This is a genomic window from Candidatus Krumholzibacteriia bacterium (assembly GCA_029865265.1).
GTDB lineage: Bacteria > Krumholzibacteriota > Krumholzibacteriia > WVZY01 > JAKEHA01 > JAKEHA01.
The window spans coordinates 126,257-152,664 of sequence record JAOUHG010000002.1; the positions used below are offsets into that span (position 1 = coordinate 126,257).

At 66.9% G+C, this 26,408-nt stretch carries 21 protein-coding genes; 4 read left to right on the forward strand and 17 right to left on the reverse strand.

Annotated elements, in window-relative coordinates:
• Positions 1-22: 22 nt before the first annotated feature.
• From OEX18_01725 to OEX18_01735, 3 genes are all read right to left on the reverse strand, one after another.
• Positions 23-4,981 carry a C25 family cysteine peptidase gene (locus OEX18_01725; GenBank protein MDH4335978.1) on the reverse strand — a complete coding sequence of 1,653 codons (4,959 nt, stop codon included), beginning with the start codon at positions 4,979-4,981 and terminating at the stop codon, positions 23-25.
• Positions 4,982-5,238: 257 nt separating this feature from the next.
• Positions 5,239-7,017: a matrixin family metalloprotease gene (locus OEX18_01730; protein ID MDH4335979.1), complete on the reverse strand. Its 1,779-nt coding sequence runs from the start codon at positions 7,015-7,017 to the stop codon at positions 5,239-5,241.
• A gap of 109 nt (positions 7,018-7,126) precedes the next feature.
• Positions 7,127-7,552, reverse strand: a complete 426-nt coding sequence (locus OEX18_01735; protein MDH4335980.1) for a divergent PAP2 family protein — start codon at positions 7,550-7,552, stop codon at positions 7,127-7,129.
• 77 nt (positions 7,553-7,629) lie between these two features.
• Between OEX18_01735 and OEX18_01740 the strand changes: the two genes are divergently transcribed.
• On the forward strand, positions 7,630-8,763 hold the full coding sequence (locus OEX18_01740) for a thiolase family protein (protein MDH4335981.1): 1,134 nt from the start codon (positions 7,630-7,632) through the stop codon (positions 8,761-8,763).
• Positions 8,760-9,131 carry a hypothetical protein gene (locus tag OEX18_01745; GenBank protein ID MDH4335982.1) on the forward strand — a complete coding sequence of 124 codons (372 nt, stop codon included), beginning with the start codon at positions 8,760-8,762 and terminating at the stop codon, positions 9,129-9,131. Before OEX18_01740 ends, OEX18_01745 begins: the two co-directional genes overlap by 4 nt.
• On the opposite strand, the gene OEX18_01750 is transcribed toward OEX18_01745, so the two are convergent.
• The 10 genes from OEX18_01750 to OEX18_01795 all read right to left on the reverse strand — a co-directional run bounded on the left by OEX18_01750 (position 9,076) and on the right by OEX18_01795 (position 21,002).
• Positions 9,076-10,686: an ABC transporter substrate-binding protein gene (locus OEX18_01750; protein MDH4335983.1), complete on the reverse strand. Its 1,611-nt coding sequence runs from the start codon at positions 10,684-10,686 to the stop codon at positions 9,076-9,078. The two genes, OEX18_01745 and OEX18_01750, sit on opposite strands and share 56 nt — an antisense overlap.
• Positions 10,683-11,474, reverse strand: coding sequence for a glycosyltransferase family 2 protein (locus tag OEX18_01755; GenBank protein ID MDH4335984.1), 792 nt, complete (start codon positions 11,472-11,474; stop codon positions 10,683-10,685). The genes OEX18_01750 and OEX18_01755 overlap by 4 nt, the downstream gene beginning before the upstream one ends.
• On the reverse strand, positions 11,471-14,746 hold the full coding sequence (carB, locus tag OEX18_01760) for a carbamoyl-phosphate synthase large subunit (protein MDH4335985.1): 3,276 nt from the start codon (positions 14,744-14,746) through the stop codon (positions 11,471-11,473). The genes OEX18_01755 and carB overlap by 4 nt, the downstream gene beginning before the upstream one ends.
• Complete coding sequence (gene carA, locus OEX18_01765; protein MDH4335986.1) at positions 14,733-15,851, reverse strand: glutamine-hydrolyzing carbamoyl-phosphate synthase small subunit; 1,119 nt, start codon at positions 15,849-15,851, stop codon at positions 14,733-14,735. The genes carB and carA overlap by 14 nt, the downstream gene beginning before the upstream one ends.
• Positions 15,852-16,169: 318 nt before the next feature.
• Positions 16,170-16,571, reverse strand: a complete 402-nt coding sequence (locus OEX18_01770) for a hypothetical protein (GenBank protein MDH4335987.1) — start codon at positions 16,569-16,571, stop codon at positions 16,170-16,172.
• 85 nt (positions 16,572-16,656) lie between these two features.
• Positions 16,657-17,691 (reverse strand): aromatic ring-hydroxylating dioxygenase subunit alpha, encoded by a 1,035-nt coding sequence (locus tag OEX18_01775; GenBank protein MDH4335988.1) that lies wholly within the window; start codon positions 17,689-17,691, stop codon positions 16,657-16,659.
• A gap of 129 nt (positions 17,692-17,820) precedes the next feature.
• Positions 17,821-17,982, reverse strand: coding sequence for a FeoB-associated Cys-rich membrane protein (locus OEX18_01780; protein ID MDH4335989.1), 162 nt, complete (start codon positions 17,980-17,982; stop codon positions 17,821-17,823).
• Positions 17,983-17,987: 5 nt separating this feature from the next.
• Complete coding sequence (feoB, locus tag OEX18_01785) at positions 17,988-20,225, reverse strand: ferrous iron transport protein B (GenBank protein ID MDH4335990.1); 2,238 nt, start codon at positions 20,223-20,225, stop codon at positions 17,988-17,990.
• Positions 20,209-20,442, reverse strand: a complete 234-nt coding sequence (locus OEX18_01790; GenBank protein ID MDH4335991.1) for a ferrous iron transport protein A — start codon at positions 20,440-20,442, stop codon at positions 20,209-20,211. Before OEX18_01790 ends, feoB begins: the two co-directional genes overlap by 17 nt.
• A complete protein-coding gene (locus tag OEX18_01795; protein ID MDH4335992.1) occupies positions 20,439-21,002 on the reverse strand; it encodes a metal-dependent transcriptional regulator in 564 nt (187 codons plus the stop codon). Before OEX18_01795 ends, OEX18_01790 begins: the two co-directional genes overlap by 4 nt.
• 161 nt (positions 21,003-21,163) lie before the next feature.
• Here OEX18_01795 and OEX18_01800 point away from each other — a divergent pair, with 161 nt between their 5' ends.
• The gene (locus OEX18_01800) at positions 21,164-21,592 is read left to right on the forward strand and encodes a secondary thiamine-phosphate synthase enzyme YjbQ (protein ID MDH4335993.1); all 429 of its coding nucleotides are present in this window, start codon (positions 21,164-21,166) and stop codon (positions 21,590-21,592) included.
• Here OEX18_01800 and OEX18_01805 read toward each other — a convergent pair.
• Positions 21,589-22,779, reverse strand: a complete 1,191-nt coding sequence (locus OEX18_01805; GenBank protein ID MDH4335994.1) for an MFS transporter — start codon at positions 22,777-22,779, stop codon at positions 21,589-21,591. The genes OEX18_01800 and OEX18_01805 overlap by 4 nt on opposite strands.
• A gap of 65 nt (positions 22,780-22,844) precedes the next feature.
• Here OEX18_01805 and OEX18_01810 point away from each other — a divergent pair, with 65 nt between their 5' ends.
• Positions 22,845-23,033: a hypothetical protein gene (locus OEX18_01810; protein MDH4335995.1), complete on the forward strand. Its 189-nt coding sequence runs from the start codon at positions 22,845-22,847 to the stop codon at positions 23,031-23,033.
• Here OEX18_01810 and OEX18_01815 read toward each other — a convergent pair.
• From OEX18_01815 to OEX18_01825, 3 genes are all read right to left on the reverse strand, one after another.
• Entirely contained in the window at positions 23,030-24,217 is a 1,188-nt protein-coding gene (locus OEX18_01815) for a trans-2-enoyl-CoA reductase family protein (GenBank protein ID MDH4335996.1), read from the reverse strand. The genes OEX18_01810 and OEX18_01815 overlap by 4 nt on opposite strands.
• A gap of 12 nt (positions 24,218-24,229) precedes the next feature.
• The gene (locus tag OEX18_01820; protein MDH4335997.1) at positions 24,230-25,267 is read right to left on the reverse strand and encodes an isocitrate/isopropylmalate dehydrogenase family protein; all 1,038 of its coding nucleotides are present in this window, start codon (positions 25,265-25,267) and stop codon (positions 24,230-24,232) included.
• Between the two features lie 148 nt (positions 25,268-25,415).
• On the reverse strand, positions 25,416-26,399 hold the full coding sequence (locus tag OEX18_01825) for an LIM domain-containing protein (GenBank protein ID MDH4335998.1): 984 nt from the start codon (positions 26,397-26,399) through the stop codon (positions 25,416-25,418).
• Positions 26,400-26,408 lie beyond the last annotated feature (9 nt).

Below are 26,408 nucleotides of genomic sequence, written 5' to 3' on the forward strand. Positions count from 1 at the left end.
GCAGAAATTCTTGCCCGTTTCTCTATTTCAGAAGGACCATCCTGCGGGTGTTCTCGAAACCACCCGCCACCATGCGGTAGAAGTAGACGCCGGAACTGACGGGCGCACCCGCGTCGTTGCGCCCGTCCCACTGCGCCGCGTAACGGCCCGCGGCTTTCTCCCTGTCGACCAGCGTGCGCACCCGCGCACCCCGGACGTCGTAGATCACCAGGCTCACCCGGTTGCGGCTTCCGCCCGGAACCCAGTACTCGATTGTTGTCACCGGGTTGAACGGGTTGGGATAGTTCTGGCCCAGCTTCGCGATCGTCACCGGTACCAGCACCGCCAGCGTCTCGTTGACCACACCGCCCTCTCCCTCCAGCCGGTAGACGTAGCGCGAGCCCATCTCCACACCCCGGTCCACCACCCGCACCTCACCGTCCATGGACAGACCCACCGCGCTCGCCACCCGCCGGTACGGGCCCGGCTCGCCGTCCTTCAGCTCCGCCCGGCTCACGTTGAACAACCCGCCGCTCGCGCTCAGCGGAACCGTCCACACCAGCTCCATGCCACCGCCCAGCGCCGCGTAGCGGAACGAGGCGCCACCCACCGGTGTGGGCAGGGGCGTGGCAACGTTGCCGTCGTTGAACAGATTGGCGTGATAGCGCGCCCACGGCGCCTTGAGGGGATTGAACATCGACGGGAAATCCCACACGTAGACACTCTTGTCCCACCCGGCCGCCACCAGGTCGGTATCGCCATCCTTGTCGACGTCGGCGATGAGCGGCGTGGCGCGAACCGCATCCGACAACGCCAGCGGGAAGCCGGGCATGAGCTGCCCGGAAGCGTCCCACGCGTTCAGGTACTTGTTCTCGTCTCCCAGCAGCACGTCCAGTGAACCGTCGTTGTCGATGTCCGCGATGACCGGAGACGATTCCGTGTACAACTGGGTGGCGTAGGCCACCGGCCAGCCCGGCAGGCTGCTGCCGTTCCAGCGGATGGCGTACAGGTTGCGGTTCTTGCTCGGCAGGACAACCTCCAGCCTGCCGTCACCATCGAGGTCCCCGAGCGCGGGCGAGGGACCGAACGCCAGCTGGTTCTGGAACCACGTATTCCACAGGATGGTGCCGTCGTGGTGAAGCGCCCACACCAGGCCGCCCCATTCGCACACGACGATCTCCAGGTCTCCGTCGTTGTCGATGTCACCCACCGCCGGGCTACCCGAAATGTCGGTGCTGAATCCCTTCGGCCACCCCGGCACCACCGAGCCGTCTGCGTTGAGCACGTACAGGGAGTCACCCTGCGTCCCCACCACGATTTCATTGACGTTGTCGCCGTCGATATCCGCGATGGCCGGGCAGGTGTACTGATAGACGCATCCGCCGAAGGTGCGGAACACGCCGTTGGTTGCGGGGTTGTTGTCGCCATTGCGCCATTCGCTGCCATCTGGATTCCACACGTAGAGAACGCCCTTCTCGTCGAGCGCGATGACTTCCTTCTGGCCGTCGTTGTTGATATCGCCCGCCACCACCGCGGCGCGTATCGGATTCAACACGGTCTGCGGCCAGCCGGCGATCGGGTTGCCGGTGTAGCTGAAGACAATCACCTGTTTGGTGTCGCGCGACGCGGCCAGGATTTCCATTCCCGGTACCGCGTCCATGTCGGCCAGGCCGACGTGTGCCACGTAGTTGCTTCCCAGGGTGCTGAACAGACCCCACGTCTGCGCGTTGAGGTCAGCGTCGCGTACCTCCACCCCGTTATGATGCCAGGCGTAGAGCTTGTTGTTGCCCTGTATGATTTCGAAGTCGTTGTCGCCGTCGATATCGCCCACCACCGGAGAACACACGGTTTCCACCGCCATGGCGATGGGCCAACCCTCCGCCTGCTTCGGATTCGTGCTGCCGCTGAACTCCGGGGAAGGCGCGCTCTCGTTACCCGAGGCATCGATGGTGGTCACGCGCATGTAATAGCGGGTGGTGGGCTGGAGCCCGCCGCTGAGGAATGTCGTATGGTGCACCGGGTCGGGCGTCATCACCGAGTACGGCCCGCCCGGGAACGGCGACGATAGCACCCGGTAACCGACGGCGTCAGCGGATGCGCTCGCGTCCCAGGAAATCTTGAGACGATCCGCGCCCAGGCTCGGATCGAACTTCAGCGTGAGCGGTGGTACGGGTGCGCGCAGCTCGAAGAGCTTGGTCCACACCTGTCCGTATGCGTCGGCTACTTCCAGCTTGAGCGTGTGGGGCACCGCGACACTGTTCTCCCGCAGGAGGAATCCGTTTGTGTTCTCCGCCTCGCCGATGCTGGGCAACTCCGGGTACGTGTCCACGCTGTCGGTGAACACGAACGCACCGCCGAGGTCGGTCAGACGAGCGGTGAGCCCGTGGGCGGCCCCGGTGCCGAAGTTCTTCACGTCGTAGTAGAGACGGAAGTCCTCGCCCGCGTCGACCACGCCGTCTCCGTTGCCGCTCGCCGAATCGTCGACACGCAGCACCACGAACTCGAGCCGCGGTGTATGCACCAGACGCGTAAAGCGATCCGTCCACAGCGGCACCCCGTTGTCGCGCACCTCGAGCGTGAACAGCACCGGCAGTTCGTCCGGCAGCGAGGGATCGATACGGATACGGAACGGATCGGTGGCGGCGACCGTCCCGCCCGCCGGCACGATGCCCACGGCCGCCAGGCTGTCCTCCACCACGAAACCGACGTAGGAGGTGCGCAACGCAAGGGTGACGTTCTGCGCGGCCGACAGTCCGGTATTCCTGACCGAGGCCGTGAGTTCGAGCACTTCTCCCGCCCCGATCACGCCATCACCGTTGCCGCTGGTGGTCGCGGTGGAGTCATCCCCCACCTCGCACCCGGCGAAGCTCACGTAAGCACCCGCGCCGGGGCTGACGGGAATGGCGCCCACGTGCGTGGCGCGGTTGGGTGCGCTGGCCACCACCGAGACGTTGCCGGCCGACTCGGCGGTCATGGTGAGCGTCACCGATCCGGCGCCGTCGGTGAGACCCACTTCGTAGTCGTCGTCGTCCTTGGAGAGACACACGCGCGCACCGGCCACGGGGCCGCCAGCGTCGGAGACGGTAACCGTGATGGGCGTGGTGCCCAGCCCCAACGCACCGGTGTAGTTCACGACAAGGGGCTGCACCGGCCTCGTCCACAGCGGCATCTCGGGGTCGGCCAGCATGCAGTAGATGTAGTGCGTCCACAGCTCGCCGTTGTCACCGGTCTGCGCGACGGGTGTGCGCGGTTCGCGGGAACGCACGAAAGTCTCGCCGATGTTGGTGACACCCTGGTTGAAGAGCAGGTCGTAGTAGTCGTTCATGTACGGCTGCGAGAGCAGCGGGTAGGCGCTCTCATTGGCCCCCACCACCGACACGGCGCCGCCGTTGGGATTCACCAGGAAGTGCTCGCCGAGACAGAAATAGGTGAAGGCAACGCCGGTACAATTGAGCAGATACAGGTTGGTGAAGCGGTTGGGATTCACCATCGCGTCCGCATCCGCATTCACGATATTCCCCGCACCCACCGACATGTTGAAGCGGAAGCCGTGACCGATATGGTTCACGTGGTCGTACCCACTCTCGATGGAGTCGATGGCCGAGACCGCCGTCTCCGGCAATGCGCCCGGGTAGGGCTCGTAGTTCTCGTACATGCGTGTGAGTGTGAGCGACGGATCGGTGAAAGCGAGCAGCTTGAGGAATTCGGCGATGCCGGCACCGTCCTGGGTGACGGCCTGGCCGGAGGTCCAGTCGATCGGGAACAGCACTTCACCCAGCAGGAGCACCTTGCCGGTGTACGACGCATCCAGCGGCGTTTCGTAGCTGATGACCTTCCCCACCAGCGTTGCCGCCACCACGGACGAGGTCGCCGGCAGCCGCCCCACGTAGACCTCCTGGTAGAGGTCGGTCTGGTCGGTGGCACCGGGCTCGCCGAACAGCGCGTCGTGGTCCGCGTTCCAGTCGCCGTCCAGACAGCCGAAGTACATGTCAACCGGGATCGCCTTGGCGCCGAAGAACGTGGTGGCGCCCAGGCGGGCCGGCACCTGGTCGGTGTCGCCGCCCAGCAGCAGGTACTTGATGCCCCAGTATTGATAGGCATCCAGAACGAAGGTGCGAATGGTCTCCGCGAGATCGACACCGTTGGGGTAGTTGGCCGCAATCCACTCGGTGGTGCGAATCACGGTGGGAATTCCCTTCGCCGTCTTCCAGTCCGCCAGCACCTGGAACTCGTCCGCCAGCGAATCGTTGGTGACGATGACGTAGTCCACCGGGCTTCCCTCCAGCGAGGGGAATGACGTGGGTTTGAATCCGCCACGCCTGTCCGCGACACGCACCGAGCCAATGGTGTAAGCGCTCATCGCCTCCGGATTCTCGACCAGCGCACCGATGCGCGCGCGGACGTCGGCGTCGCGCTGCTCGTTGTAGCGCAGACGCGAGACGACATGCATCTCCGGCCCGCCGTTGCCGGTGCGCACCCGCAGTGTCATGTGCTCACTCACCGTGACCGCGCCACCGGCAATGCGCACCGGGTAAAGCGCGAAACTGGCGATGGCGTGGCCGTGCAGGTAACCGGTGCCGAGATACACCGCCGACGCCTCCGGGTAGCTGCCGCCGCTCCACGTGGTCGCGGCCGGCCCTTCGCCGCGGGAGCCATCGGTGGAAACGGCCTCCGGCACCAGGTACGGGTCGATCGACGTCGCGAGCACCGCGGGCGCGGATGCATCGCAGGTGAAGCCGTCGACGGTCGCACCCGGCGGGAGCAGGAGGCTGACGATGCGGACCGGTACCTGCGGGAGACCCACATCGCTGGTGGAGGCGTAGCGTTCGTCGTCGATATGCGCGAGATCGCCGCTGGCGAGATGCCGGATGGAGACTTCGGCCGCGCGAAGTTCGAGCGTATACACAATCTCCGCAGCCCGTGTGCCGGCGGGCCCGCACAGGGCAGCGATCATTACTACAATGAAGAAGACCGGACGCAGGCGAAGCGGGAAGGAGTCCACGAACCCTCCGTGTTGCTTAATCACTGCCGCGCCATGGCGCGGCGATGTCACCGGACGGCTCCGCGCAAACGCTGGAACCGGCACGGGGGACGTTGCGCAATTGATAGACGTATGCGGTGGGACGATGCGCGCGAGGGGGCTGCGAACACCGACGTGGCACGATCCGCTGGATCCGGCCCGACACACCACCGGGTGGTGACCAAGTATAGCAGCAGCGGGTGTGGGGCGTCAATCCGGGCCGCCGGGCCGGGGACTGCTCAGCGGCGGAGGAAGAGGCGGTTGTCGAAACCGCGCGGGATGTTGTAGAGGCACCGGATCACCGCAATCTCGTCTTCGCTGAACTGGTTCACCTGCGGGGCAACCCCGCCCACCATGAGGTGCGTGTACGACGAGCTGTGGTTGAGTCCCAGCGCGTGGCCAAGTTCGTGGCGGATGGTCCGCTCCAGGACGTGGGCGGTGGCGGGCGTGTAGACGGTCCGAAACTCGATTAGAGCCAGGTACGGATACCAGTCGCTGGTCCACTCCTTCACCCCGTAGTTGTCCTGGAAGAGCCCGTCGAGGTAGATGGTCTCCACACCGGTGCCGGTCCGGTTCGTCGAGACGTTGAAGACCTGCGTCCCCAGGATGGCATCGAACTCGGCGGCGACCCGTTCGACGGTCTCCTTGTAGTCCAACCCGTCCTTCTCGTAGGCGCGGACGTACAGATCGATGGGGAGCTCCCAGCGCCGCTGCTTCGTGCCGAAGGGATTCCCCGCGACATCGGTCATGGAGCGGAAGAACTGGAGGAAGTCCGCGTAGTTGGCCGTGCCCAGGGCGCGGTTTGGTATCACGTACAGGGGCGTCACCGCCAGGTGTGTCACCACGTAGGGCAGCGAAAGATCGAAGTACTCCCCGACACCGGTCGGCGGGGTGTCACCCGCGTTGAGCAGATCGTCGATGGGAGGAAGTTCGCTGAGCGTCCACGAACCGTCCGGCGCGGTGCCGGTGGTAAACAGCCCGATACGTACCACGGCCCCCTCCACCGGCAGTCCGGTTTCGGTGTTGACGACCGACCCGCTCACGCGCATGCCGCGCGTTACCGCCACCGGGCTGTCACCAAGCGGTGAAATATTGCCGAAGTCGTCGATCGCACGCACGGCGAGGTAGGTGGTGCGCGCGGGAAGCAGCCCCCCCACCATCATGGACATCGGCGTCCCGGGCTGCGCCGGCGCCGGAACGCCGGGCCGCTGGCTGCCCCGGGTCCAGTCACCCTCGGTGAGAATCGGGTTGGGCGCGGTGCGTACCTGGTACTCGGAGGGAACCCCCAGCATGCCATCGCGCCCCACCGCCGTCCACGCCACGTACACCTCGCCGGGCTCGTTGCCGGTGCCGGACCCGGTGATCTCCACGCGCGCCGGTGCGATGGTGTCGGGAATGGTGGTGACGCGGAGGTTCCACTCGTGACTCGCGTACAATTCGCCGTCGGTCACGGTGGCACGCACGAGCTTCGAGCCGATCGAGGATGCAAGATACGAGAACTGGCGGGTATCGGACACCAGCGAGTCGTTGACCGTGAACGTGTACGCCAGTTCGTCCTCATCGGGATCGCTCGCCACGATGGCAAAGGACATGGAATTGCCGATGATCAGCGTCGGGCTGGGTTCGATGGGCTGGATCGCCCCGATCGCCGGCGGGTAATTGATGGGCTGGTGGCGCTCGACGGTCCACTCGATGTAGGAGACAAACTCACCGTCGCTCACCGAACCGCGCACGGTCACGCAACCGGTGTCCAGCACCGCGTAGAACCACGGGGCCCCCACCCCTGCCATGCCGCCGTCCACGGTGAAGGCCGTGGTCACCGCGTCCCGGTCCGGGTCGGTGGCGCGAACCGAGAACCGCAGGGTGTCACCCACGAAGGCGCTCAGGTGCCGATCGGTGGGCGCATAGGAATTCACCACCGGCGGGCGGCCGAACCGGGTCGGATCCTCCGAGCCGCAGCCCGCGACGGTCGCGGCGAGCATGGCGGTAAGAAAAAGAGATCGGCGGGTGATTGACATCCTGTCCGGCGGGAGGGGTCCAGGCCCGCCGGTCACCCATCAATATACGCCCCGGGCGGGCGCGGAACAAGCGCCACGATCCGGGGTTGCGGGCCGACGGGCGTATGCGCTACCGGAAGGCCACCGCGGCCACCAGGACACCGAACAGGAAGCCCCCGAAGACCTCGTTCCAGGTGTGCCCCACCAGCTCCTTGAGGCGCTTGCGGTCCAGGTGGTGGGTCTGGCGCAGCTCGTCGGCCAGCTCGTTCAGCAGGCGCGCCTGCTTGCCGACCTCCTGGCGCAATCCGGCCGCCTCGAAGACGAAATAGAGGCTGAAGAGGAAGGTAATGGCGAAGAGTGGCGACGAAATACCCGCGTAGCGGCCCACCCCGATGGTAAGGGCCGTCACCAGGGCGGTGTGGGAGGACGGCATGCCGCCGTTGTCGAAAAAGCGCAGGAAATTCAGCCGACCGGTCCGCAGCATCTCGATCACCACCTTCAACAGCTGGGCGGTGAGTCCGGCAATCAGGGCGGCGATCGCAATACGGTGGATCATGAGGGGGGGCTGCTTTCGGTGCGGACTCGATGCCCGCGTTCGTTGACGGGGAATTCGGGCTTTTATATGCTGAAAGCGTGAGCGAAATCAAGATCAAAACGGCGGCCATGACGCGCATCGGCCGTCACGATGGTGACTTTCGCTCGCTCCTTGCCCGGGCGGCCGCGCTGGCGCTCGACGGAATCGACCCCGGCCGCATCCGGGCGGTCTTTTTTTCGTCCTTCGCACCCACGGAGTTGTGCGCCATCGCCGATCCCGCCGGCCTCGCCGGCGAGGTGCTGCGTGCGGTGGCACCGGGCCTTCGTGCCCCCGTTCTCGGTCCGTTCCTCACCGGCGCGGAGGCGATCCATCGCGCGCTCCAGAGCGCGGATCGAACGCCGGGGGACGTCCTGCTGGTGGGGTGCGAGAAGATGACTCACCTCGACGCCGGCGCGGCCGCGGGAATGCTGGCCCCGCGCGTGTCCGACGCGGTCGAGCAGCGTCACGGCGCCACGCTTCCTGCGCTGGCGGCCCTCGCCACCAGCACCTACCACACCGCGCACCGCGTGCCGCAACGCGCATTCGACGAAGTTGCCATCAAGAATCACCGTCACGGTGCGTTGAATCCGCTGGCCCACTTCCGCAAACCGATTACCGCGCAGGATGTGCGGCGCAGTCCGGTGGTGGCCGATCCCCTGCGCCGTCACCACTGCGCGCCGATGTCCGACGGGGCGGCCGCGTGCGTTCTTTCGAGTGACGAAGGGGCGGTGCGCCTCACCGGATGGGGTGCGGCCATGGACACGCCGCGCTTTCACGAACGCCTGCGGCCGGGCGAGTTCCACGCCGCGGCGAGAGCCGCGCGCGCGGCGTTCGCCATGGCCGGACGGACGCCCCGCGACGTGCAGGTGGTTGAAATCCACGACGCCTTCGCCCCCTTTGAACTGATGAACCTCGAGGCGATGGGTTTCTTTGCGCTCGGCGATGCGTGGCGCGCCCTCGCGCGCGACGAGTTGTCGGTCGGAGGCCGGCTGGCGGTGAATCCGTCTGGCGGCATGAAGGCGCGCGGACATCCTATCGGTGTGTGTGGACTGACGTCCCTGGTGGAGATCCACCAGCAGCTGACCGGCACGGCCGGCGAGCGGCAACAGGCCGGTGCGCGCATGGCCGCCATCCAGAGCGCCGGTGGTGTGTCACGCGACTGCTACGTGTTCACGGCCGAGGCAGCTTCATGAACGGCCCATCGCACCCGCGCCTCGTCGCGTGGCGCTGCCCGCGCGGTCACGTGCAGCTGCACGGCGCGCCGGCCTGCCCGGCCTGTGGAGAACGTCTGCGGCCGGCGCGCCTCTCGCCCGACGCGCGCCTCATCGCCACCACCACGGTGCGCGTCAACCCGCAAGGACGGCCGTTCGTGCTGGGAATTGCCGTCACACGCTGCGGCCGCGCGCGTACGCTGTGCGTCGTAAGGACGAGGATTCGCGGCAATGGCCGCGACGCGGTGCGACTGTGTAACGAGGACGGCGTGGTGGTGGCGCGCGCGGCGCGCGTCAAGGCCCGCAGTCCGGGGCAATCCGCCAGGCGTGGAGGTTCACGAAGAAACTGATCGCGCTGGGTTTCACGTTGCAGAAACGATTGGAAACCGCGGTGATTTCCTGCGGGACCGCGATGAACGTGTAGGGCTGATCCTCGTACACCAGCCGCTGCACCTCGTCCCACAGGTGCTTTGCTCCCGCCATGTCGGGCACGGCGCGTGCCGCCTCGATGAGCCGGTCCACCTCCGGATTCGCGTAGGCGCCGAAGTTGAACCCCTGCGGACGCTTCGACCGGGAGTGGAACATGCTCGTCAGATCCACCCTGGTCTGCACCTTCCACTCCACGAATGCCCCGTCGAAGTCCGCCGCCAGAACGCGATCCTGGTAGGCTCCGAATTCCATGACGCGCAGGTTCACCTTCACGCCGATGCGTTTGAGCTGCGCCTGCACGATGGTCACCACGTCGACGCGGTTCTGGGCGTCATTCACCACAAGTTCGACCTCCAGCGGCACGCCGTCCCGCTCCAGAACGCCATCGCCGTTGCCATCGCGGTAGCCGCGCTCCGCGAGCACCGCCCGTGCCCGCGCCGGATCGAACGGGAGCGCCGCGATGTCCGGGTCGTGGGCCCACAGCAGGGGTACGATGGGGCTCGTGCACTCCTGTGCGTAGCCGCCCCACACTGTCCGGATCAGCTCCTCCCGATCGATGCCCATGGTGAGCGCGCGCCGCACCTCGCGGTCGTCGAAAGGAACGCGCGTGGTGTTCCACACGATGAAGCTCATGCGCCGCGACGGCACGGTATGAATGACCGCGTCCGGCCGCCGCTCGCGGATGGACGCAACGTCCCCGGGCTGCACGGACTCGAGCAGGTCGATTTCGCGCGCCTTCAGCTGCCCCACCAGTGTCACCGCGTCGGGAACGAACTTGAAGATCACACGCGTGACCGCGGGCGCCGCACCGTGGTAAGCGGGATTCGCCTCCAGCGCGATGTACTGCCCGGATTCCCAGCCCGCCAGGCGGTAGGGGCCGTTGCCGGTCGGCGCGCGGCCGAAGGGGGCGTTCTTGAGTTCCGCTCGCGGCACGCTGTCCAGCAGGTGGCGGGGCAGGATGACGCCGTCGTTGGCATCCATGACCTGGTAGAGGTAACGCTCGGTGTAGTGGAACACCACCGTGCGGGCACCGCGCACCTCGACGTCGCGGATCTTCGCCTTGATGCTGGCGCTGGGCCAGGCCACGGTGGTGTCGGTGTGAACCTGCCAGGTAAAGCGGACGTCCTCCGCGGTAACCGGGGTTCCGTCCGACCAGCGCGCGTCGGCGCGCAGCAGGAAGGTCACCGCGAGCCCGTCGTTGCTGGTCGACCACGACTCCGCCAGTTGCGGTCCAAAGGACATGAAGTCGTCCTGTTCCTCGAGCAGTTTCAGGAAAACCAGTCCCGCAATCTGGTGGCCTTCCGACGCGGTGATGGCAATCGGGTTGAGCGTGCGCGGCTCGGCGCGCGTTCCCACCACCAGGGTGCGCGCATCGAGGCCTGCGTCGCCGGACGCAGGCCGTGTCGGCGCCGCCAGCACGAGCAAGGCCGTACACAGCACGCCCGGGCAGCGGAGTATGCGGCGAACGATTGTCATCTTGATGCCCGCCCGTCTTGCGCGGACGGATCCTGCAACGCGCGCGTTTTCACGTATAGAACGGACTTGTACATGGCGGTGGTTGCCGCCAGCAGGTAACCGCGCACACCCGCACGCCAGCATCCTTTGAGCACGTAGTAATTGAAGAACACACCGGCGGGTGCGACCAGGGGATCCAGCACCCCGACCCTGCGCCGGCGGGCGCGACCGGGCGCCTCCAGAGAAGTATACACGCTCATGCGGCGCACACTCTCGGCGATGGTCGGGTGGGTGTAATGGTTCAGGGGCGGATCCAGTTTCGCCACCGGCCCGTTCACCAGGTAGCCCTCGTGGACGGCGGCGTCGGTGACACGCACCGCGTCGCGCCGCGCCAGTCGCAGCTGCCAGTCGTCCGTCCACGGCCCCCTGTCGACCCACGCCCCCAGGAACTGGTTGCGGCGATGAACCCGGTAGCCGGCGGCGCCGGTGTTTCCGTCTACGACGCGGCGAATCGCGGTGGCGAGCTCGGCGGTTACTTCCTCGTCCGCATCGCACGCGAACACCCAGGCGTGACGCGCCTGCTGCAGGGCGAAACGCCGTTGCGCGGCGAACCCGGGCCACGGGTTGGCGATGACGCGCGCGCCGCGCGCCCGTGCCCGCCCGGCGGTATCATCGACCGACCCTCCGTCCACCACCACGATCTCGTCGGCGAAGGAGAGGCTGGCGACGCAACGATCGATCTGCGCGCCGGCGTCCTGGGCGATCACCAGCGCGGACACACCGGGAACGGCGCCGGCGACGTGGGTCACGCCACCTCGCTCACCGCCCGGGCTCCGCCGCCCGCGGCTTCCGCCACCGCCGGCCGGCCCAGGCGCGCGTTGTAGTTCTGAATCGACTCCACGTGCACGGGACCGCCCGAAAGGGTCTGCAGCCCGAGCACCAGGGCGTGGAACCCGGCCTGCGTGGTGATGCACTGCACCTTCATCTTGTTGGCCGCGAGACGGATGAACTTGTCGTCCTTGACCGACTTCCGGCTCCAGGCCATGTTGACCACCAGGTGGATATCCCCGTTCTCGATCATGTCGATGATGTCGTGGTCACCCTCGCTCAGTTTGTGCACCACGCGCGCCGGCACACCGTGGGAGCGCAGCACCTTGGCCATGCCCGGCGTGGCCACGATATGGAAGCCCATGTCGCGCAGTGCCTTCACCGGAAAGATGACCTTGCGTTTGAACCGGTTGGCAACTGAAATGAAGACGTTCGCCCCCCGGGGCAGCCGGTAGCCCGCCGCCAGTTGCGCCTTGATGAAGGCCTCGTCGAAGGTTTCGCCGATGCCCATCACCTCGCCGGTCGAGCGCATCTCCGGGCCCAGGATGGAATCGACACCGGGGAACTTCTCGAACGGAAACACCGGCGCCTTCACCGACATGTAGTCCGGCATGATGGTCTCGCCGTACCGCGCCATATCGATCTTCTCTCCCATCACCGCGCGCGTCGCCAGCTTGACCCACTGCACCCCGGTGGCCTTGCTCACGTACGGGACGGTGCGCGAGGCACGCGGGTTGATCTCGAAGCAGTAGATGCGGTTGTCCTTGATGGCGAACTGCGCGTTCATCATTCCCACCAGATGCAACGCGCGCGCGATGCGCACCGTCTGGTTCTTGACCTCGGCGATGATCTCCTCCTCCAGCGCCAGCGGCGGAATGACGCAGCTCGAATCGCCCGAGTGGATGCCGGCTTCTTCCATGTGTTCCATGACGCCCGCGATGACGACGTTCTCGCCGTCGCTCACGCAGTCCACGTCCACTTCCACCGCGCCCTCGATGAACTTGTCGATCATGAGCGCGCGCGATTCGCTGGAGCGCAACGCGGAGTCCACCGACTCCATGATCTCTTCCTCGCTGCGCACCAGTTCCATCGAGCGCCCGCCGAGCACGTAGGGCGGGCGCAGCAGCAGCGGGTAGCCGATGCGGGCGGCCTCGCGGATGGCCGCCTCCCGCGACGAGGCGAAGGCACACGGCGGGTGCAGAATACCGAGGCTGTTCATGAGATCGTGGCAGCGTTCACGGTCCTCCGCCTGGTCGACCGCCTCCACACCCGTTCCCAGCACCTTCACGCCCGCGGCGGCAAGGCGGTGCAGGAGTTTCAGCGGGGTCTGCCCGCCAAACTGAAAGATCACGCCCGCAGGTTGTTCCTTGCGCACGATGGCCATCACGTGTTCGAAGGCCACCGGTTCGAAGTACAGGCGGTCGGAGATGTCGAAGTCGGTGCTGACCGTTTCCGGGTTGCAGTTGACCATGATGGCCTCGCAGCCCATTTCGCGCACCGCCATGGCCGCGTGCACGCAGCAGTAGTCGAACTCGATTCCCTGCCCGATGCGGTTGGGACCGCTGCCCAGGATGACCACCTTGCGCTTCGCGTTGCGCGAGCGGCGCGTGTCGGTTTCCACGTCGCACTCGTCGTCATACACGATGTAGTAATACGGCGTGCGCGCCTCGAACTCGCCCGCGCACGTGTCCACCATCTTCACCACCGGGTGGATATCCATGCCCTCGCGGGCGCCGGTGACCTCCTCCTCGCGCACGCCCCACAGGGTGGCGAGCTGCCGGTCGCAGAAGCCGAAGCGCTTGGCCGCACGCATGAACTCGCGCGGCGGCGGAAACGCCTCGGCGCGCACACGGCTCTCGAAGTCCACCAGCACACGCAGGTTCTCCAGGAACCAGGGGTCGATGCGGGAGAGTTCGTGGATGCGCGCGGTATCCATACCCGCGGCATACGCGGCCTTCACCGCAAACAGCCGCAGGGAGTTGGGCACCGACAGCATCCTCTCGATGTCCTCGGCCGGCAGCGCCACCGTATCGAAACCGGTCCAGTCGCTTTCCAGGGAACGCAGCGCCTTCTGCAGCGCCTCGTTGAAGGTGCGGCCCAGCGCCATGACCTCCCCGATGGACTGCATCTGCGAGCCCAGCACATCCTCCACGCCGCTGAACTTCTCGAAGTTCCAGCGCGGAATCTTGACCACGACGTAGTCGAGCGACGGTTCGAATGCGGCCGGAATGGTGCCGACGATGTCGTTGGGCAGTTCGGCCAGGGTGTAGCCGAGTGCCAGCCGCGCCGCCACCTTGGCAATGGGATACCCGGTGGCCTTGCTGGCCAGCGCCGACGAGCGTGATACGCGCGGATTCATCTCGATCACCGTCATGCGCCCGGTCGACGGCTCGACGGCGAACTGTACGTTGGCCCCGCCCCAGATGCCGACCTCATCCATGATCTTGAACGACGCGTCGCGCATCATCTGGTACTCGCGGTCGCGCAGGGTCTGCACCGGCGCCACGGTGATGCTGTCCCCCGTGTGCACGCCCATCGGATCCAGGTTTTCGATGGAACACACCACCACGTGGTTGCCGTCGCGGTCGCGCATGATCTCGAGCTCGAATTCCTTCCAGCCCTCGATGGACTCCTCGATGAGCACCTCGTGCACGGGCGACTTGCGCAGCCCGGTCTTGACGATGCGCACGAACTCGTCGCGGGTGCGCGCCATGCCGCTACCGCTCCCCCCCAGGGTAAAGGAGGGACGGATGATGGCGGGCAGCCCGAGCAGTTCGAGCGCGCGCATGGCCTCCTCCATCGACTGCACCACCGCGCTGCGCGGGGTGTCGAAGCCGGCCTCCTCGCACAGCGCCTTGAAACCGCTGCGGTCCTCGGCGCGGCGGATGGCGTTGAGATCCACGCCGATCAGTTTGACGCCGAACTCCTCCAGCACGCCGGAGTCGGACAGTTCCATGGCGAGGTTGAGGGCGGTCTGCCCGCCCAGCGTGGGCAGGAGCACGTCGGGCCGTTCCTTCTCGATGATCGCACGGCAGGCGTCGAAGGTGAGCGGCTCGATGTAGGTGGCGTCGGCCATGTCGGGGTCGGTCATGATGGTGGCGGGGTTGCTGTTGATCAGGACGACGCGCAGCCCCTCCTCGCGCAGCGCCCGGATGGCCTGCGTGCCCGAGTAGTCGAACTCGCACCCCTGCCCGATGACAATCGGCCCGCTGCCGATCACCATGACGGAGCGAATGCCTTCAAGCCTGGGCATGGTTCCACTCCTTCGCTTTCTGGTAGAAACGGTCGAAGATGAAGTGACAGTCGTGCGGTCCCGGCGATGCCTCGGGGTGGAACTGGACGCACTCGACCTTGCGGTGTTCGTCGATGAATCCCTCCAGCGTTCCGTCCGCCGCGTTGGTGTAGGTGATAGTGACCCCGGCGTGGTCGGCGATGTCGTCGCTGACCGCGAAATTGTGGTTCTGGCTGGTGATGAACACCTGGTTGGTGCGGTGGTCGATCACCGGCTGGTTGGCGCCGTGGTGCCCGAACTTGAGCTTGTAGGTTTCGGCACCGAGCGCGCGCGCGATGAGCTGGTGACCGAGACAGATGCCGAGCATCGGCGTGCGCCCGATCAGCTGGTTCACCTGCTCGACCACCTCCGGGATGTCGGCGGGATCGCCCGGTCCGTTGGACACCACCACGAAGTCAAACCCGCCCTCCAGGATCTCCGCCGCCTTGAAGCCGGCATCGAACACGCGCGTGGTGACACCCAGCCGGCGCACATTGTCCACGATGCTCTTCTTGACACCCAGGTCGATGACCGCCGCGCGGCGCTCGTCGCCCGCGTGCAGGGCGTTGAGTGTGCCGGAGACGCCCGCCACCAGCCGCTCGCCGCGGTCGAGCTTCTTCGAGCGCGCCAGCGCCAGCAGGTCCTCGTCGCGCATGTTCTCACCGCCAATGGCGGCGATGATCGCACCCTTGTCGCGAATGTGGCGCGTGACCGCGCGTGTATCCACGCCGGTTAGGCCGGCGAGTCCCTGCTCCACCATGAAGGGCTCGAGCGCGCTGCGCCCAGGACCGGGAGAGAAGAATTCCTGCAGGTCGCGCACCACCAGCGCGCGCGCCGCGGTCGCAGGTTTCTCGTTGTCGTCCACGGTGACGCCGTAGTTGCCGATCTGCGGGTAGGTCATCACCACGATCTGCCCCGCGTAGGACGGATCGGTGATGACCTCCTGGTAACCGGTCATCGAGGTGTTGAAGACGACCTCGCCCCAGACGGGCCCGCCCCAGCCTGTGCGGGCCGCCGCGCCGGTGAGAAGGCCGTCGTAACGGGTTCCGTCGGCGAGGATCATTTTGCCACGCGGGCGGGGATTCATCGCGTCACCTCCGGTGCAGCGTGTTCGGCCGGCGCGATGTGACCACCGGCGGGCACAAAAAAACGCCCTCCCGCGATACGCTCGGGAAGGCAACAGGGTCGCGCAACGATCACCCCGCATGCGCGCGGGGACAACGGGGTTGTCATGTGGAATCCCTTCTGGGCCTCGCGGGGCCCGGTTAAAAGGACGTATTGGTAGCGGATACTACGGTCTCGGGGGCCGCGGGTCAAGTCCCCGGCCGCAAAAACGCAATCTTTTGCCCCGGCCCCGCCGCCGGCACGGGCCTCGACGGCAGAGCCGGGGTCCGGTGAGGATTCGCTAGCGCGTCTTGTGCAGCGGGCAGGAGAAGTACACGCCGGTGGCCTGGAAGTCGTTGAGGTCGAGGTCCTCGACACCGCACGCATTGGCGTACTTGCCCCCGTCCACCCCCGGCTTCAGCACGAACTCCTGCCACCGCCCGCCGTTGTAGCGGCCGTAGCCCGGCGCGGCGTCGGAGATGGCGCCGATGCCGTCGCGAAAACCGGCCGGGCTCTTATAGAGGGCGTCGAAGTTGCCCGCCCCGGGGCTCACGTTGGCGGGGGTGCCAAAGGTGTTGTACACCTCGCAACCGGCCCAGATCAGGCCGCGCTGGTCCGGCGGTGCCGCGCGGGTAACCGCCACCGCGGCGGCGATTGACAGGACGCAGCCGACTGCCAGGAATCGAATCCAGTTGGATCGCATGAGAGTCCTCCTTCGTTTCGGTCGTGTGGGGTTTGTCCCCGATACGAAGCCGGACCATGGATTGGATGAGAGGCGTTGCGGGGCATCACACCGCGATACGGATGCGCCGTTCGCGCACCGGCGCGTCGCCACGCGAACCCGCCGCGGCGGCACGCAACAGGTCGAATATCTCCGACCCCAGCACGTCGATCTCGGTGAACTTGTAGTTCTCCTCCCCGAAGCGGCGCACGGTCTCGGTCTGGCGCGCGAGCATGCGGGCGTCCTGCCGGAAGATGCGCATGGCGAAACGGCGCAGCAGCGGGCGCACCATCCAGCCCGGCACCGGCAGCCGGTAGGAGAACATCACCGCCAGGCGCGTGCGGTAGTCGCCCAGCGGTGCCAGTGCGGCGGAGATGCACAGGCCGGACTCGCCCAGGCGATACTCCACCTGGGCCACCGACGGCAGGATGAAGCGGTCGAAGTGGACCACTTCGCCCCCGCGCGGCGCCAACAGGCGGGCGACGACGCCGGGCGGGCGCGATTCGCCGATGTACTCGGCCTCGACGCGGTCGGGATGGCGGCGCACCACCACCTCGATTTCCCGTCGCGGGCGATCCTCGCTGCGAAAGAGTCCGCCGTGCAGAAAGGCGGTGTGCGGAACGTCGAGCGCGTTCTCCGCCACCGCGTGCAGCGAGGCGTCGACGTCGAGGGTCTCACGCGCGCTGCTCCAGCCGCGCACCCCCACATACGGAAACTGAAACGGCTCGCGCAGCGGGGGGGTGTCCTCCCTGCCGTACACCCACACGAAGCCCTGCGACTCGCGGGTTGCGTACGCCGCGGCGCGCCGCTCGCGCGCGCGCACGTCGCCCACCAGCCCCGGCACGGCGCGACACTGCCCCGCGGGGTCGAACTGCCAGCCGTGATACGCGCACTGGATGCACTCGCCCCGCACCCGGCCCAGCGACAGGGGAACGTTGCGGTGCGGGCAGCGGTCGGCGAGCGCAGCCGCCTGCCCGCCGGCGGTGCGAAACAGCACCACGGGCACGCCGAACAGGGACGCCGCCAGCGGTTGCGACCGCAACTGCTCGGACCGGCACAGCGGGTACCAGTCGTCGCGGACGTGTGCAATGAAACGGTGCATGTCACGCAGTATAGCGCATGCATGGCGGGCGTGCACGACACCGCTGCGACGCGATTTCCGCAGCGCGATTTCAAATGTTTCGCGCGAGGACCATGAGCGGAGGAGCGGTGTCGTGCGCAGCCGCTGGAATCAGGATGACTTCGACGACTTCGTGGTGCGGACGGCCTCGGCGAGCCCGCAGTGGTCGCACTTGCTGCCCGCGCGGCGGCGGCGCAGCCGGCCGGTGACGAGCCAGGCCACGGCGGCGATGACGGCCGCGAGTACAAGGATGGTTTGCAGCGTGTTCGACATGCTATCTATCCCAGGCCGATGAGCCGCCCGCCCTGGAACACGGCAAAGCTCACAATCCACGCGAGCGCGTTCATCATCACCATCATGAACAGCGGCCAGCGCCACGAGTTGGTTTCGCGCCGCACCACCGCCACCGTCGACATGCACTGGCAGGCCAGCACGAAGAACACCATCAGGCTCACCGCGGTGAGGGAGGAGTAGGCGCGCGCACCCGTCTCCGCGTCCGTGGCCAGGCGCAGCTTGTCGCGCAGTGTGTGCAGGCCCGCGTCGCTCTCGCCCAGGTTGAACACCGTGGCCATGGTCGACACCATGACCTCACGCGCCGCGAACGAGGTGATCAATCCGATGCCGATGCGCCAGTCGAACCCCAGTGGCTCGATGAGCGGCTCCAGCAGGCGCCCGCCGCGGCCCGCAAACGAGTCGCGCAGGTTCAGCCCGGCCAGTTCGTTGCGCAGTGCGTCGGCGGTGACGACGTCACCGGCCTGCGCGGCGACATCGATGCGCGCCTCCAACTCCCTGCCCTGCTCGCCCGCACCCGGGTAGGAGGCGAGGAACCACAGGATGATCGATACGGCCAGGATCACCGTGCCCGCCTTCTGCAGGAAGAGCAGGCTGCGTTCGCGCACCGTGTGCACGACCGTGCGCCACGCCGGCATGCGGTACGGCGGCAATTCCATGACGTACAGCGGTTTTCCGCCCCGCAGCGCCGTGCGCTTGAGCACCGCCGCCACCGCGATGGCGGCCACGATACCGAGGAAGTACATCGAGAACAGCGTGATACCCGGCAGGGTGAGGAAGCCGATGCGCGTGCGCGGGATGAACGCACCGATCAGCACCGCGTACACCGGCAGCCGCGCCGAACATGACATGAAGGGCGCGATCATCATGGTGGTGATGCGGTCGCGCCGGTTGTCGATGGTGCGCGTGGCCATGATGCCCGGGATGGCGCAGGCGAACGACGACAGCAGCGGGATGAAGGAACGTCCGGAGAGGCCCACCCGCCCCATCACCCGGTCCATGATGAATGCGGCGCGGGCCATGTAGCCCGACCCCTCCATCACGGAGAGGAAGAAGAACAGCACCGCGATCTGCGGCACGAATATCAGCGTCGCCCCCACACCCGCGATCACCCCGTCCACCACCAGCGAGCGCAGGGGGCCGTCGGGCAGGTGCGCCCCCACGAAACTCCCGAACATGGATACCGACGAATCGATCCAGTCCATGGCCGGCGCAGCCCACTCGAACACCGACTGGAAGATCGCTCCCATCAGCAGCACGAAGATGACGGGGCCGAAGATGCGGTGTGTCAGCACGCGATCGATGCGCGCGCGTGTGCGCGCCTCCTTGCCCTCGCCGCGGCTGGAAACCGCCACCTCCATGATGTCGTCGATGGCTTCGTAGACGCCGCGCGCGTCGTCAACGCGCCAGTCCGGCCAGCTCTGGTCGAGGCGGCGGCGCAGCACGCGCAGGTCGTCCTGCACGTCGGGCGGCACGAAACGCGCGATGGCGTCGTCCTCGCCGTCGTCGAGCAGGATCGCGGCCGCCAGGTCGGTGCGTCCGGTGGACGAGAGTAGCCCGCGCCGCGGCAGGCGCGCGCTCAGGCTGTCCAGTACGCGCTGCACCGGTGCGGGGCGCTGCCGGAAGGTGCGCGCCGACGGCGCCACTTCGCGCTCCATCAGGCGGCGCAGGTTGCCGATGCCGATTCCCTTGGCCGCGGATATTGACACCACCGGCACGCCGAGGCGAAGCTGCAGGGTCTCCTCGTCGATGGAAATACCTTCGGCGCGCGCAGCGTCTATCATGTTGAGCGCGAGCACCACGGGGCGCCCGATGCTGATCAGTTGCAGTGCGAGAAACAACTGCCGCTCCAGCTGGGTGGAATCGACGACGAAGACCACCAGGTCCGGCGACGGCGTATCGGGGGAGAGCCCGAAGAGCACGTCGCGCACGATCATCTCGTCGGGCGATCCGGGGTGGAGGCTGTAGGTGCCGGGCAGGTCGAGCACGTCCACGCGACCGCCGGACGGCAGCGCGCACCGGCCCACCTTCTTCTCCACGGTGACGCCGGCGTAGTTGCCCACCTTGGCGCGCATCCCGGTGAGCCGGTTGAAGAGGGTCGACTTCCCGGAGTTGGGATTGCCGAGGATCGCGACGACGCGCGTCTTCTCCGGGTCGCCGTCGGGGCCGCCCACGACCCGCAGGCCGCCGCGGCGCGGGCGGATCAGTTCAGACAGGCTCGACATGGACCCGGGCGGCCTCCGAGCGCCGCAGCGAGAGGTGCGTTCCGCGCACGACCAGCTCCAGCGGATCCCCGAGCGGCGCGGAACGAACGTAGTGAACGGGGGTGCCGGGCACGAGCCCCAGGTCCATCAGACGGCGCACCAGCGGACCGCCACCGACGATGTCCTGGATGATGGCGCGAGCGCCCGGTGTCAGATGGTCGAGACGAACCGTCTTCATCGCGTGCGCTCCGCGGCGACGCGGGGCCGGGGCAGGTCGCGCGCGATCATCTCGACCAGGCAGTGTTCTTCACAGATATCACACGCTTCCACGTCGTGGTGCGGGCACACGCGCCGCGTGCGCCGGTAGCGATCCAGAACCGGCGCGGTATCCTCTTCGCCGGAGCTGAGGATCGCGGTGAGACGCAACAGCCGCGTCATCGCCTCCTGGCTCACCAGGTGCTCGATCATACAGGCATCTTCGTTGGCCACCTCGGCGGGGACGCCGAGCACATCGCGAAAGAAGACGGTAAGCAATTCGCGGTTGCACTGGGTGCGCGCGGCGAGTTCCTTTCCGGTATCGGTGAGTTCCACGCAGCCGTAACGCTCGTGGTCCACCAGGCCACGGGCGGCCAGGGAGCGCAGCATGGAGGTAACACCGCTCTTGGAGACCCCGAGGTGGTCGGCGATGTCGCCGACACGCGCGAATCCCTTCTCCTTCTTGAGCGCGGCCACCGCCTGCAGGTAGTGAGCCATCGAGTGGGAGAGTTCCTTTTCCTGATAGCGCTTCCAGATTTCCATGACTGCCCGTCCGTGTTAGGGATGACGAATAGTGTTTAGTCCACTTAATCTAACAAGACAAGGTTGTCTTTTTCAAGCCCCAACTCGGGAATCTTTGCGCCAATCCCACCCCGGGACGAAACCCTCCCGGCGGGGGCGACCGATGTGCTAAGCTCATTGCCATGAAATGGTTACAACGGCAAATCGACCTGGCCCCGCGGGCACGGGGCTTTCACCTGGTCACCGCGGAGATCCTGAGGGCGCTGCCCGAACTGGCCGGATTCCGCGTGGGGGTCGCCCACCTGTTCCTGCTCCACACCTCGGCGTCGCTGTGCGTCAACGAGAATGCCGACCCCGACGTGCGCGGTGACCTGGAGCGGCATTTCAACCTGCTCGCCCCGGAGAGCGCCCCGCACTATGAACATACCGTCGAGGGCCCGGACGACATGCCGGCGCACATCAAGGCCGCGCTCATCGGAACCGGCATCAGCATCCCCATCACCGGCGGCGCCTTCAACCTGGGCACGTGGCAGGGGATCTTTCTGTGCGAGCACCGCGACCGCGCCGGGTCGCGCAGCCTCGTGGTCACCATCCAGGGAGAAGACGGCTAGACCTGCGACGCGGCTGGCACCACTGGTTGCGTCACGCGCGTGGCGTGCAGCACCAGCCACGCCCCCACCGCCGATACGAGTGCGCACACGAACCACACCATGCGCGGATCAAGCGCAAACAGCGCCGTGCCTCCGACAGGTCCCAGCACCGCACCGAAACCCCACGCGATCCCCCACGCACCCTGGTAGCGCCCGCGCATATCGGGTGGCGACACGTTGGCCACGTGTGCGGAGGCCATTGGAAAGTAGAGCATCTCGCCGACCGTCCAGACTACGACCGTGAGCATGAGCAGCGGGACGCTGCGCACGAATCCCGTCATGAGAAAGCCGGCCCCGATTACCAGCATCCCCAGCGTCATCACGCGCCGCGCCGGGCGCCGCCGCGTGTACGAGGTCAGCGGCAGTTCGGTGAGACAGATGATGACGCCGTTCATCGAAATCAGGATGCCGAACATGGCGCTCGAGTGCCCGTAGGCCTCGACCTGCAGCGGGTAGCTGGAAACGAACTGCATGAAGACCGCGGAGGCGGCCAGCGTCGACGCAATGAAGAGCAGGAAAGGCGTGTCGCGCAGAATGACCGGCAACGCGCTGCGGCGTTCGTCCGTTTCGTGCTGCTCACCGACGCGGTTGGGCAGCGCAAACAGCGCGATGCCCGCGTAGATCACCGAGGTGATGGCATCACCGACGAAGAGGAGCGTGAAGGAACGCTCCGCGATGAACCCGCCCACCGCGGGGCCGACCGCGAAGCCCAGGTTGATGGCGAGACGGTACAGCGCGTAGGCGGTCACCCGCTGCGCGGGTTCGGTGACGTCCGCGATGAGCGCCGACGCAGCCGGCCGGTACAGCTCGGCGCAGAAGCCGGCCAACGCGGCGAGAACCACCAGCAGCAGGTAGCCTTCGGCACCCAGGAAGGCGAGCATGACCGCGGCGGAAAGCAGCATCGACAGCACGATGCTGTTGCGCCGCCCGATGTGGTCCGCCAGCCACCCGCCAACGATGGACGCGCCAATCGCACCCACGCCGTAAGCGCCCAGGGCGAAGCCCGCCTGTGGCGCGCTGAACCCTTTGCGCGTGAGGTACAGTGCCAGGAACACCAGCACGAAACTCCCGAAACGGTTGACCAGGGTCCCCGCAAACAGGACCCACACCGGCCGGGGCATGACAGCGATATCGGTTCGAAGTGACATGGTTCTGGTCCGCCGAAGCGCGACAGTCTAGCGCCCGCCGGGAGCGGCTGGCAAGGGACGCGTGCTTGACGGTCTGCGACGTGCGCGGGCGGCGGGTGCGGCAACTGTGGACGGGAATGCTGGCGAGCGGGCGAACCCTGGTGCCATGGGACGGCCGCGACGACCGCGGCGTGGCGGTCCCATCGGGCGTGTACTTCCTGCGCGCCACGGCGGGCGCCGCGGCGGACGTGACCCGGGTGGTACGGGTGCGCTAGACCGCCTCTTCGAACGCCACCACCGGGTCGACGTCGGCGTCGTAGTCGACCCCGGCCAGACCGAAACCGAACAGCTTCAGAAACTCCGCCCGGTAGCCATCAAAGTCGGTCAACGTGTTGAGATTCCCGGTGGTGATGGACGGCCAAACGCGGTCCACCTCCGCCTGCACGTCCTCGCGCATCTCCCAGTCGTCCAGGCGCAGGCGTCCCTTCTGGTCCACCGGCGTGTCCCCCGCGGCGTAGAGCCGCGCGAACATGCGCTGCGTCTGTTCGATGCACCCCTCGTGGGTGCCGTTCTCCTTCATGATCTTGAAGAGCAGCGAGATGTACAGCGGCACCACCGGAATGGCGGAACTCGCCTGGGTGACGACGGCCTTCATCACCGACACGAACGCGTGGCCGCCCTTTGCCGCCAGGCGCGCATCGATCGCCTTGCCGGCACGCTCCAGGTCCTCCTTGGCGCGGCCGATGGTGCCGTCGCGATAGATGGGCCAGGTGAGCCGGGGGCCGATATACGTGTACGCCACGCTGCGGCAGCCGTCCGCGAGGAGCCCCGCGCCGTCCAGCACGTCCACCCACATCTCCCAGTCCTCGCCGCCCATGACCTGGATGGTTTCGCGGATCTCTTCTTCGTTCGCGGGCTCGATGGTGACATCACCCACCACGGCGCGGTCGGTATCGACGGTCTTGCCGTGGTAGGTGGCGCCGATGGGCTTCAAGGTCGACTTGCTCGTCTCACCCGTCCCCGGAAGCGTGCGCTTGGGCGAGGCCAGGCTGTAGACCAGCAGGTCGATGGGGCCAATGCCGCGCAGCATTTCGATGGTGCGCGCCTTGGCCTCATCGGAGTACGCGTCGACGTTGAGGCTCCGCGCCACCAGACCCGCCGCGCGCGCTTCGCTTTCGAACGCAACCGAGTTGTACCAGCCCGCGGTGGCGGGGCGGTTGTCGGCTGGCGGCCGCTCGAGGAACACACCCACCGTGGCCGCGCCGCACCCGAATGCGGCGTTTATGCGCGAACCCAGGCCGTAACCGGTCGACGCGCCCACCACCAGCACGCGTTTGGGACCACCCGCAAGCGTGGGTTTGGAGCGCACGAATTCAACCTGCTCGCGCACATTGGCCGTGCAACCGGTGGGATGGGTGGTGACACACACGAATCCACGAACCTTCGGCTTGATGATCATGGAGCTCCCTTCCTAGTCGATCACCGTGTCACGGCGGCGACGGTGAATCTCTTCCACAATGGCGTCGGTGACCGACCGGGTGGTGCCCGTGTGACCGAGGTCCGGCGTCAGCACCTGGGCGTGATCCCGGGTCACCGTGCGCACCGACTTGCGTATGCGCACGTACGATTCCGTGTCGCCCAGGTGGTGGCACATCATCGCTGCGGAGAGAATCATCGCGATGGGATTGGCGATGCCCTTGCCGGCGATGTCCGGCGCCGACCCGTGGATGGCCTCGAAGACCGCGCAATCCGGCCCGTAGTTCGCACCCGGCGCGAGACCCAGACCGCCGATCAGGCCGGCGGCCAGGTCGCTCACGATATCGCCGTAGAGATTCTCCAGCAACAGCATGTCGTACTGCCCGGGGTTGGTCACCAGCTTCATGGCCAGCGCGTCGACCAGCACATCATCGAACTTGACGCGGCCTTCGTAGGGCAGCGACTCCTGGCGGGCGCACTCCAGGAACAGGCCGTCCGCTTTCTTCATGATGTTGGCCTTGTGCACCGCGGTCACGCGATGGCGCCCCCACTTGATGGCGTGCTCGAAGGCGAATTTGGCGATGCGCCGGCTGGCGGTCTCGGTGATGACCTTGATGGACGTCACCACGCCGGGCGCGACTTCGTTCTCGAGGCCGGCGTAGAGGCTCTCGGTGTTCTCGCGCACGATCACCAGGTCGGTCTTGCCGAAGGGCGTCTCCAGCCCCGGCACGGTCTTGACGGGACGAATATTGGCGTAGAGCGAGAGCTCCTTGCGCAAACGCACGTTGGCGGACACGTGCCCCTTGCCGATGGGCGTGGTGGTGGGCCCCTTGAGGGCCACGCCGCAGCGCCGGATCTCGTCCAGCACCGCGGGCGGCAGCGTATCGCCGTGCGTCTCGAAGGCACCGGCCCCGATCTCCATGGGGATCCATTCGATCTCGGGCCCGGACGCGTCTACGACGCAGCGCGCCGCCTCCACCACCTCGGGGCCGATTCCGTCGCCCGGCAACAGGACGACCCGATGCTTTGCCATTCACAGTCCTCTCGATGATTGATAAGACGCGCGGAACGGGATTCAACCGGTGATCACCGGACGCGCGCATGGTAACACATCACGCACACGCTGTCACACGCCGGGCGGATTGTGCGCGCCGGGGCGCGCCGCCCCGGCCGCGAGGAGGCTAGTAGCCGGGTGGGAATTGCCGGTCTTTGGACAGGTAGCGCAGCCAGGTGCCCGCACCTTCGGCCTCGGCGAGCGTTTTCACGCGGCGGAATCCGTCGCCGTACACGTCGTCGCCGTCGCGGGTGAGACTCACGCGGAAGAACGAGCTTTCCCGGCCGGGGTACTGGGCCAGGACCAGGAACGCGGCGTAGTTGCAGCTCCCCTCCGACCACGCGCGCTCCGACTTGAACTGCCCCTGGTTGAATTGCCAGATGTGCGCCAGTTCGTGGGCGATGGTGCTGATGATCTCCATGCGCGGCATGCCGTACAGCAGGTACATGTTCATGCGCCTGCCCCTCGAGTACCCCAGCAGGCGGAATTGCTCGCGGTAGTCGGTGAAGCCGCGCAGGCCGTCCGAATGGTGCCCGGAGAGTTTCTGCATCTTCTCGCGCCCCACCAGATGGATCTGCACACCCTCGTAGTCCACGTTCATCCCGAACGCCTTCATGTGCCCGGCGACCTCGTTGACCAGGGTCAGTATCTCGCCGACGTCGGTGATTGATTTCGGGCGGCAGACGTTGCACACGAAGCGACCGTCGTCGTAGCGCACGCCGCCACCGGTCAGTGGCTCGGAAATGAACCGCCCGCATGAGTCGCACACCGGCGCGACACCGTCGTGGTGCTGGCAGTACGAGTTGCCCCAGTAGTCCTGCAGGTACTCACCGGTGATGGTTGCATTGCACAGCGAGCAGCGCAGCGCCACGTGATCGCGGAAGCAATCGTTGTGATAGACCTTCCCCTGGTACTCGCTGTAGGAGCCGCTGATGGCGAGGTCGCAGTGGGCGCAGCGGAAGTGGTTGGCGTGGTAGGAGAGCCCCTTGGTGGTGAAGTAGGGTCCGTCGATGGGTTCACCGCAACTGGCGCACACGCCGGGCGACTCCTGGGCCGAGGCGGCACCCGCCAGGACGGCGAGGAGCAGGAATGCAATCAGCAGGAACCGCATACCGTGAAG

Coding starts and splice junctions, on each gene's coding strand:
- OEX18_01730 (MDH4335979.1), bottom strand. CDS start 7,017: ATGTCAATCACCCGCCGATCTCTTTTTCTTACCGCCATGCTCGCCGCG.
- OEX18_01735 (MDH4335980.1), bottom strand. CDS start 7,552: ATGATCCACCGTATTGCGATCGCCGCCCTGATTGCCGGACTCACCGCC.
- OEX18_01745 (MDH4335982.1), top strand. CDS start 8,760: ATGAACGGCCCATCGCACCCGCGCCTCGTCGCGTGGCGCTGCCCGCGC.
- OEX18_01750 (MDH4335983.1), bottom strand. CDS start 10,686: ATGACAATCGTTCGCCGCATACTCCGCTGCCCGGGCGTGCTGTGTACG.
- carB (MDH4335985.1), bottom strand. CDS start 14,746: ATGCCCAGGCTTGAAGGCATTCGCTCCGTCATGGTGATCGGCAGCGGG.
- carA (MDH4335986.1), bottom strand. CDS start 15,851: ATGAATCCCCGCCCGCGTGGCAAAATGATCCTCGCCGACGGAACCCGT.
- OEX18_01770 (MDH4335987.1), bottom strand. CDS start 16,571: ATGCGATCCAACTGGATTCGATTCCTGGCAGTCGGCTGCGTCCTGTCA.
- OEX18_01775 (MDH4335988.1), bottom strand. CDS start 17,691: ATGCACCGTTTCATTGCACACGTCCGCGACGACTGGTACCCGCTGTGC.
- OEX18_01780 (MDH4335989.1), bottom strand. CDS start 17,982: ATGTCGAACACGCTGCAAACCATCCTTGTACTCGCGGCCGTCATCGCC.
- feoB (MDH4335990.1), bottom strand. CDS start 20,225: ATGTCGAGCCTGTCTGAACTGATCCGCCCGCGCCGCGGCGGCCTGCGG.
- OEX18_01790 (MDH4335991.1), bottom strand. CDS start 20,442: ATGAAGACGGTTCGTCTCGACCATCTGACACCGGGCGCTCGCGCCATC.
- OEX18_01795 (MDH4335992.1), bottom strand. CDS start 21,002: ATGGAAATCTGGAAGCGCTATCAGGAAAAGGAACTCTCCCACTCGATG.
- OEX18_01800 (MDH4335993.1), top strand. CDS start 21,164: ATGAAATGGTTACAACGGCAAATCGACCTGGCCCCGCGGGCACGGGGC.
- OEX18_01805 (MDH4335994.1), bottom strand. CDS start 22,779: ATGTCACTTCGAACCGATATCGCTGTCATGCCCCGGCCGGTGTGGGTC.
- OEX18_01815 (MDH4335996.1), bottom strand. CDS start 24,217: ATGATCATCAAGCCGAAGGTTCGTGGATTCGTGTGTGTCACCACCCAT.
- OEX18_01820 (MDH4335997.1), bottom strand. CDS start 25,267: ATGGCAAAGCATCGGGTCGTCCTGTTGCCGGGCGACGGAATCGGCCCC.
- OEX18_01825 (MDH4335998.1), bottom strand. CDS start 26,399: ATGCGGTTCCTGCTGATTGCATTCCTGCTCCTCGCCGTCCTGGCGGGT.